Annotated in this window: 9 protein-coding genes and 1 pseudogene; 5 read left to right on the top strand and 5 right to left on the bottom strand. The window is 55.8% G+C overall.

What is annotated here, in order from left to right; translation table 11 throughout:
- Window positions 1-226: pseudogene (locus HMPREF9166_RS05990) on the top strand (N-acetylmuramoyl-L-alanine amidase); the annotation flags it as partial.
- A gap of 14 nt (window positions 227-240) precedes the next feature.
- The gene (locus tag HMPREF9166_RS05985; protein WP_009753090.1) at window positions 241-528 is read left to right on the top strand and encodes a hypothetical protein; all 288 of its coding nucleotides are present in this window, start codon (window positions 241-243) and stop codon (window positions 526-528) included.
- Window positions 529-790: 262 nt separating this feature from the next.
- Here HMPREF9166_RS05985 and HMPREF9166_RS05980 read toward each other — a convergent pair whose 3' ends face one another.
- Genes HMPREF9166_RS05980 through HMPREF9166_RS05970 form a run of 3 tightly spaced genes read right to left on the bottom strand, consistent with a single transcriptional unit; the run spans window position 791 to window position 2,465 of the window.
- The gene (locus HMPREF9166_RS05980; protein WP_009753089.1) at window positions 791-1,162 is read right to left on the bottom strand and encodes a cupin domain-containing protein; all 372 of its coding nucleotides are present in this window, start codon (window positions 1,160-1,162) and stop codon (window positions 791-793) included.
- A gap of 57 nt (window positions 1,163-1,219) precedes the next feature.
- A complete protein-coding gene (locus tag HMPREF9166_RS05975) occupies window positions 1,220-1,621 on the bottom strand; it encodes a hypothetical protein (RefSeq protein WP_009753088.1) in 402 nt (133 codons plus the stop codon).
- Window positions 1,614-2,465 carry a hypothetical protein gene (locus tag HMPREF9166_RS05970; protein ID WP_254655012.1) on the bottom strand — a complete coding sequence of 284 codons (852 nt, stop codon included), beginning with the start codon at window positions 2,463-2,465 and terminating at the stop codon, window positions 1,614-1,616. The genes HMPREF9166_RS05975 and HMPREF9166_RS05970 overlap by 8 nt, the downstream gene beginning before the upstream one ends.
- A 513-nt stretch (window positions 2,466-2,978) precedes the next feature.
- On the opposite strand from HMPREF9166_RS05970, the gene HMPREF9166_RS05965 reads away from it, so the two are divergent.
- The gene (locus tag HMPREF9166_RS05965) at window positions 2,979-3,881 is read left to right on the top strand and encodes a class I SAM-dependent methyltransferase (RefSeq protein ID WP_254655011.1); all 903 of its coding nucleotides are present in this window, start codon (window positions 2,979-2,981) and stop codon (window positions 3,879-3,881) included.
- 86 nt (window positions 3,882-3,967) lie between these two features.
- Here HMPREF9166_RS05965 and HMPREF9166_RS05960 read toward each other — a convergent pair whose 3' ends face one another.
- Window positions 3,968-4,204 (bottom strand): hypothetical protein, encoded by a 237-nt coding sequence (locus HMPREF9166_RS05960; RefSeq protein WP_009753085.1) that lies wholly within the window; start codon window positions 4,202-4,204, stop codon window positions 3,968-3,970.
- A 350-nt stretch (window positions 4,205-4,554) separates the two neighbouring features.
- Here HMPREF9166_RS05960 and HMPREF9166_RS05955 point away from each other — a divergent pair, with 350 nt between their 5' ends.
- On the top strand, window positions 4,555-5,055 hold the full coding sequence (locus HMPREF9166_RS05955; protein WP_009753084.1) for a flavodoxin family protein: 501 nt from the start codon (window positions 4,555-4,557) through the stop codon (window positions 5,053-5,055).
- Window positions 5,052-6,701, top strand: coding sequence for a heme anaerobic degradation radical SAM methyltransferase ChuW/HutW (gene hutW / locus HMPREF9166_RS05950; protein WP_009753083.1), 1,650 nt, complete (start codon window positions 5,052-5,054; stop codon window positions 6,699-6,701). The genes HMPREF9166_RS05955 and hutW overlap by 4 nt, the downstream gene beginning before the upstream one ends.
- Before the next feature lie 36 nt (window positions 6,702-6,737).
- Here hutW and HMPREF9166_RS05945 read toward each other — a convergent pair whose 3' ends face one another.
- Window positions 6,738-7,862: an A/G-specific adenine glycosylase gene (locus HMPREF9166_RS05945; protein WP_009753082.1), complete on the bottom strand. Its 1,125-nt coding sequence runs from the start codon at window positions 7,860-7,862 to the stop codon at window positions 6,738-6,740.
- Window positions 7,863-7,913: the final 51 nt, after the last annotated feature.

Here is a 7,913-nt window from a genome sequence, read left to right as displayed (position 1 = left end):
CGTCATGACGCATGGCGAGGCGGCGGACAATGAGGACGGTATCGAGCCGCATGAGGCGTATGGCCCGCGCACGACATGCGAGCGTTGGGACCTCGAGTATCTCGGTACGCTGGAGAGCCCGAAGTTCCACCCGTGGTCGATGGATGGCGGCCGCGGCGGCGACGTGCTGCGCGGTAAGGCAAACTGGTATAGGCAGTATTGGAAGGATAACGGCGGAACGCCGTGAAAGGAGAATCTATCATGAGCAAGTGGACAGACATCAGAGACACAATCGTCAAGGAGATCAACGTCGATCAGGTGACCGAGGAGGTCAAGCAGCGCGTGACGCGCACGATCCTCAACGAGTGCATCCCCGCCATCGAGCAGGCGGTCGATAAGTTCGTGACGCAGATCAAGGAGCAGGCGAAGGATGAGCACGGCTGGTGCTATTGGCGCGATGCCGTCGTCCTCCCTGCGGTGATGCAGGGCGGCGTGTGGCTGGTCAAGCTTGTGCTGGACAAGTCGCTGACGCCGACGGTCAAGGCATAACTGCATAAGGAGAACTGAATAAGTGAATAGAGGGGACAGCGTATCGTGCGCCGTCCCCTCTATTTTTGCATGGTGGAGTTTGACATCATATTGACATCATATACGGTGATTAGATGATGTCATATCGAGCCATACGCAAAAGCTGTTTCCTTTACATATCAGCAATCGCACAAAATGCCTGCGTTCTAAAAATCCGAATAATAAACTGCTTTTCTCGTGTGATTTTTGCGCAGCAGCAAACGTACTGCTGCTCGGCGGTTCCTTATGGCTCAATCGCGAAGAAGTCCGCGGGTACGGGGGCGAGGATGCCGACAAAGATGAAGTCCTCCGTACCCGTATTCCTCATGCCGTGACACATCCCCTTCGCCGAGACAATGACATCGCCCGCTGCGATGGGGCGTTCCTCTCCGGGCGCAGGATAAAAGACACCTTCTCCTTGGATGCAGATCCATATATCGTCCGCCTTCGCGTGCCCGTGCGGCTTGATCTCCTGCCCCGGCTTCAGCACCCAGACGACGCCGCTCGTCGATGTTGTCCCGTAGATCGGTGTGCGCGTGGCTGTATCACCCGATGTCATGATGTCGGAGAGACGATAGCGGCGCGTCTCAAAATCATTTGTTGCCTCTGTGGGCATAAAAATACTCCTTTCGCATACGCACTGACAGATACACATCTGACGCGGCTGAGCGTCTCAGTCGTCGAAATAATCGTCGTCATACCCCTCGCCGTAATCGTGCCAGTCATTGTGGAGGATGTCCTCGTCCTCGCCGTATTGCCCGCCGTACGGGGTGCTGCCGCCGTAGGTATCGGCATACGCATCCTCGTCCGGTGTGCCCTGCGGATCCTCTGAGGAAATATCCTCGTCGTCCTCTTCGTATTCGCGGCGGTACGGCAGTTCGTTGTCATAGGCATTGTCCGTCGGTGCCGTCTCGCGCGGCGTGGATGGGATACTGACATGGGGCAGAGATGGGATGAGGATGCCGAAGAGTTTTTCGGCGAGATATGCGCCAAAGACGGCAAGCAGGATTTTCTGCCGCCATGACAGCGGTTTTTGCGATTGACGCGGTACGGTATTTTTCGGTGCGTCAGGCATCTTTCTTCACCTTCTTCCATCGCGCATTCGCGCGTGCAGAATGGAGCATAGAGGAAAAATTATTCGCGAGCTCTTTCTCCATGGCGGCCGTGTCGTACTTGTCTCCCTGATGATGGAGCTTGTTGGACAGCGTACCCTTCCAGTCGTCGCTCCACAGCGTGAAGAAGGTCAGCTCAATCGCCTTCGTCCGATCCGTCTCCGCCTTCGGCAGGTAGTAGAATGTAACATCCCGGCCGTGGAGTGCGGACGGCACGGCGCCGTGTCCCTTCGGGGCGTAGAGATGGTGAATTTCGCGGAGCGCATAGACCATCTCCTCCGGTCTCGTATCCTCGTCGGCAAAGATAAAATTTCCGCCCCTGAAGAGAGACACTTCGCCATTCGTCCCTGCCGGGCGTTTCACTTTGCTGTCCCTCAGCGCCGCGGCCTCCTCCGTTGTCGCTGCATACAGTCCGTGCTGCGCAGCGACTTCTCCGATGCGTGGATTCAGATGAATGGCGTACGCTGCGGCATAGGCGTGGTCGGCATCTGCGGCGCGCTGTGCGAACGGCTGCGGAACAGGGAGCGTACAGTGGCGGACATAGGCCGTGCAGGAAAAGGTGAAGTCATTCGCCTCGTCATACAGCACGTATGTGTTCCGCTGCATGGGGGCAGGCTTCTCTGTCTCCACTGACTGCAGAACGATGTGCGGTCCGTAGTCGGCGAACTCCTCTTCCAGCATCGCGATGACATCATCCGGCGTATAGGGCGCGCCGTGCTCCGTCGTTACGAGGAACGAACAGCCTGAGAGGAGGGATGTGCACGCCGTCAGCAAAGCGGCGAGCATGCGGGGAAAGGTATGCGTCATGAGAACCTCCAGGTTTCGATGGGATCTGAAAACAGTATAGCATAATTTTTCTATATTTCCTGCTTTTTGCTGCAAGAGGTTGTCAAAAGAATTTTTTCACGGTACAATTTTATGGTAAATTTTTTGAAGATCGTATAGAGTCCTTGCGAAGAATGAATAAAGGAGCGGTCGAATATGTTGTCACGTAAAGAGGCTATTGTCGAATATTTTTGGGAGAATGGACGGCTTCCAGAAGAAGACATTGCGGGGAAGAATTGTCTGATTATCGGAGGCGAATATTCTGCCAAATGGGCTTATGCAGCGCACTTAAATACGCGCTTTGTTCAGGTCGGAGCGGCGCGATGTGACAACATCGTGCTTTTTAGTCCTGAAATTTCCGATTCATACTGTGATCTTACGGATGTAAAAGAGGCGGTTGGCCCACTGCGTTATGATCTAATTATTGTTTTTAACGGAATGGAGAAGACACGGGATATTCGTGAGGGCGTTCGACAGCTGCAGGAGATCTGTCATTTGGGCGGGAAAATACTCGTGACGGCACGAACCCCACATGATGTCTCCTCTCGGGTGAGTTTGAATGCGTATGAGGATATATGGCGTTATGACGCAGATTCACTGGCGGGGCTGTTTGACCGCTGTGCTGTTGAAATGAGCGCTGTCGATGAGGCATATGGCATCGTCTGTGCGCTTTTGACGCGCGTGGAGCAGGCAGCAGCGTCGAAGAGCTTCTTATTTGATACGAGGGAAGGCAAGCGCATCGAAGTCGGAGACAATGTGCCGCAGGGGTATTTCAACGCATCCTCGGTTTTGGATGCCATCGGGATCAAATATCGTACGGATAAATGCAGTATGATGCATAACTATCTGGATAAGTATACATTTTTTTTGGAGAAATTCCGTACCCAACCGATTCGCCTTCTTGAACTCGGGGTATTCAACGGCTCCAGTGTACGGATGTGGCAGGAGTATTTCCCGCGTGCAGAGATCTTTGGGGTAGATATTGAGGCATCGTGCAGACAGTATGAGGATGAACGCATCCACATTATCCAGGCAGATCTTTCGGATGCCTCTCAGGTATCAATGCTGAGAGAGATTCACCCCCGGATCATCGTCGATGATGCGTCCCATATCGTGAGCCACCAGCTGCTGGCGCTCTTTACCCTATTTGATGTATTGCCGCGCGGCGGTGTCTACATACTGGAGGATCTCGAAACATCGTTGAATCCGGAACTGTTTGAGGATACGTACCGTGACTGCCCATTGGATGCCTATGAGGTGTGTGCGCGGATCGCACGTATTGCGGCACGTAAAGTGCCGGATGATGACAGCATCTATGCGGATCATGTCAATCGGATCGGCATGGAGACGGAACTTGTTTCCATCACAAAAGGCAGTGTGATCTTGATCAAACGCTGATTTCGTCATTGAAATATAAAAACGGTTCTGTTTGGAAAGATAATCTTTCCGAACAGAACCGTTTTTTGATGTTGCAACTTCTCTGATCAGTAACAGCCGCAGCCGCGTGCACGTGACGCACGGCTGTTGTTGCAGTACGCGCCGCCGTCATAGCAGTTGGCACGGTCACCGCAGTATGCGCTGCTGTTGTTCCCGCCGTAGCAGTACGACTGGTTCTCGCGCTCCGGGAGGGTGCACGTATCACCGTCGCAGACGTAGGCAAGTGCCTGTGCGCCCGTGGCAAGGATCATGCCGGCGACCAGTCCCATCAGTACCTTTTTCATTGACGTTCCTCCTCTCCATTTCTGTGTAGTATAACATACATGTCAAGAGGCAATTTGCTGTTATATAAATGATAAATATGGATAAATTGATATATGAAGGTAATACGCCATATACTCGTTTATTTTTTACGGTGAGAGGAAAAAGGAATAGAACGTAATCCGTCTATAAAATCTGCATTTTAATTGAGAAAGAATATATATAAATTATAGAGTTTATATCCACTAGAAATTATGAACGAAATTCATAATTAAAATTTATGATTATGTAAAATATCTATTGATTTTTGCACAGCGTTGCGCTATGATATAAGTGAATCGAGAAAAAACATATTCACATAAAGGAATACAGTATGAAGAATGAAACAGCAGTAATATATTCCTCGCGCACGGGGAATACGAAGCGGGTGGCGGAGCATCTGGCGGAGGCACTTGGCGCGTCCTGCCACAGCGTCGCGGATGCCTCTGCCGTGTCGGAGGAGGCAACGCTCTGCATCGGTACGTGGATTGACCGCGGGACAGCAGACGCGGCGGCGCGAAAGTACATCGAGGGGCTGCGCGGGCGTCGCATCTTTCTCTTCGGCACGCTCGGCGCGGAGCCGGACTCGGAGCACGCAGCGAAGTGCATCGCGAACATCCGCGCACTCTGTGACGCGTCGAATGAGATCCTCGGTGCGATTCTCGTGCAGGGGGCAGTCGATCCGATGCTGATCGAGATGTTCAAGAGTATGCCGAAGGATAATGTGCACGCCTATACGGAGGAGAGTGCGGTGCGCTATGCAGCGGCGGCGCGTCACCCCGATGCGGCGGATTTTGCCCGCGTGATTGCGGCGGCGAGGGAGGTATTGGCATGAGTATACTGCAGGAGAAAATCGATGCACTTCCCATCGAGGAACGTGCGTGGCTGCTTGGAACGAAGTCGAAGAACCCACTCGGCTGTGCCTTCGCCAAGAAGCGGGTGGTACACCCCGGTGCAGGCGGCAAGCGCATGGTGATGGACAAGGAGGAGCAGACACGTATCTGGGCGGATCTGATGGCACAGACGCCGAATCCTGCCGACGAGCGAGCGGTTTACATCCATATTCCGTTCTGTGACAAAAAATGCAGCTACTGCGGTTTTTTTCAGAACTTCACGCGGGAAGAAGCGGCACATCACTACGTCGATGTACTCCTCGATGAGCTGGATGCGGCGGCGGATACGCCCTACGTGCAGGGCGCACCCTTTCAGGCGGTGTTCTTCGGCGGCGGTACGCCGACGGCGCTGAGCGATGCGGATATCGCGCGCCTCGTACAGGCGGTGCGTGCACGTCTGCCGCTCACGAGTGACTGCGAGATCACACTTGAGGGGCGTATCCACGATCTCACGGAGAGCAAGGTTGAGGCGGCAATGAACGCGGGCATCAATCGGTTCTCCCTCGGCGTGCAGTCCTTTGACACACGCGTCCGCCAGGCGATAGGGCGCATTGACGACGGCGAAACGGTCATCGCGACACTGCGCCGCATGGTGGAGCAGCAGGGCGCTGTCGTCATCGCCGACCTCATCTACGGGCTGCCCTACCAGTCGATGGAGGTCTGGGAAAACGATGTGCGCACGCAGTTCGAGATCGGCATCGCGGGCGGCGACCTCTATCAGCTCAATGTGTTCCCGTCGAGCGAACTGGCACGGCGCGTCGCATCGGGCGATCTGCCGATGCTGCCGACGACGGAGGAGCAGGCAGAGTATTTCCGGCGCGGCATTGACATCGTCATGGAGTACCCGATGGTGCGCCGCATCGACACAACCCACTGGGCGACGGATCACCGTGAGCGCAGCATCTATAATACGCTCGCCAAGCGCGGCTGTGACGTCCTCGCTTTCGGCTCGGGCGCGGGCGGCTTCATCGGTCAGATGATGTGGCGCAATCACGGTGCACTCGCGCCGTATGAGAAGATGGTCGAGGAGGGGGCGAAGCCCTTCCAGTTCATGGGCGAACAGGCAGATGCACACCGCATGCAGAGCGAGATCGGCGACCAGATCGAGCACGGCTATCTCTATGCGCCGTTTTTCACGAAAAAATACGGTGTCGATCTCCTCACCGAGATGGAGCCGCTTCTCGCCGCATGGGCGGAGAACGGGCTGGTCACGCGCACGGAGACGGGATTCCGCCTGACGCGTGCGGGTGAGTTCTGGCATGACAACCTCATTCAGGGATTCCTCGAGGCGTATGCCCTCACGCAGGAGGACACAGTAAAACTTCGCAAGGAAAATGTTGCTCTGCAGGACATGATTCCAAAATCCGTGCGATCCATGCTCGAGGCGATGTTCCCTGATGGGATGCCCGCGCAGATGGCAGCGGCACTCGCGGGAAAACCGTCGCCGGAGACGGAGAACCATCCGCACATGCAGATGCTGAAGGAGCTCATTCGCAAAGAGCGTGAAAAGGAGCGCGACGCGGGGGCAGATCATGACCTCAATACGGTCATGCGCACCCAGTCGCGCGATCTCGGGAAAGCAGTATAATAGAGGCAAAGCCCCGCCGATCGGCGGGGCTTTATGTTATATATTCTCGTTTACGGCATACGGGGTAAAGTAGCCGAACGCTGCAGGGATGCTGTAGCTGTCGATGAGCTCTTCACGGTGTACCCAGAGGAGAGCGGATGGCTCGTCTGATGCGTTCTCCGCTGCCATGAGCGGCGGCTCGTTCTTTTCTGCGACCGTGACCGCCCAGCCCGTGAGATCCCATTCGATATGGCTGAAGATGTGGCGTGCAGGCGGGAGTGGGGCGATGGAGAGGATGCGGAATCCCTCGCTCTCAAGGTGCGTACGCACGGCACGCTTTGACTGTTTTCCGTTGAGATGCGGATATTCCCAGAGGCTTGCGAGGAGTCCCCGCGCGGGTCTCTTTCGTATGGCGATGCAGTCCTCGCAGGATAGGACAAGGACGGTGTGCTTTTCCTTACGCCGTGCTTTGGCGGCGGACTTTACGGGATAGTCCTGCTCTGTGCCGCGATCATGGGTGAGGCAGAGCTGCGCGGCGGGGCAGCTGTGACAGAGCGGTGCGCCGTGCGGCAGACAAATCGTCGCGCCGATATCCATGAATGCCTCGTTCAAGAGACCTGCATCACGCCCCTCGGGGTAGGAGGCGGAGAGCGCGGCTTCAAGAGAACGCTTTGTGCTGTCTTTTCCAATGTCGATGGGATTCGCCGTGATGCGTGCCGCGACGCGGAGAAAGTTGCCGTCAACAGCAGGGCGCGGCTGTCCGTAGGCAAACGACGCGATGGCACTCGCCGTGTAGCGTCCGATGCCGGGGAGCTTGAGGAGCGCATCGAAGTCGTTCGGGAGGTCTCCGCCGTGCTCTTTGACGATCACCTGTGCCGCGCGCTTGAGGTTGCGCGCGCGGCTGTAATAGCCGAGACCCTGCCACAGCTTCATGAGTGCGTCGTCGTTCACGGCGGCGAGGTCATGGACGCTCGGCAGTGCCGTGAGAAAACGCAGGTAGTAGGCGCGTACGACGGCGGCGCGCGTCTGTTGGAGCATGATCTCCGAGATCCAGACGTGGTACGGTGTCGGTTCGTCGCGCCACGGCAGGTCGCGCGTGTCGGGTGCCGACTTGCGCCATGTGAGCAGGGCGCGGCAGAGGGCGGGAAAGACGTCTGCGCCCGCCCAAGGCTGTATATTCATAGATGGTTCTCCATTTCGTGTTGGGGAAATACGGATAAAGGAAGCACTGAT

The sequence above is a fragment of the Selenomonas sp. oral taxon 149 str. 67H29BP genome (assembly GCF_000146365.1).
GTDB lineage: Bacteria > Bacillota > Negativicutes > Selenomonadales > Selenomonadaceae > Centipeda > Centipeda felix.
Note: the sequence above shows the minus strand (reverse complement) of the source record. Positions and strands in the feature narration are given on the sequence as shown.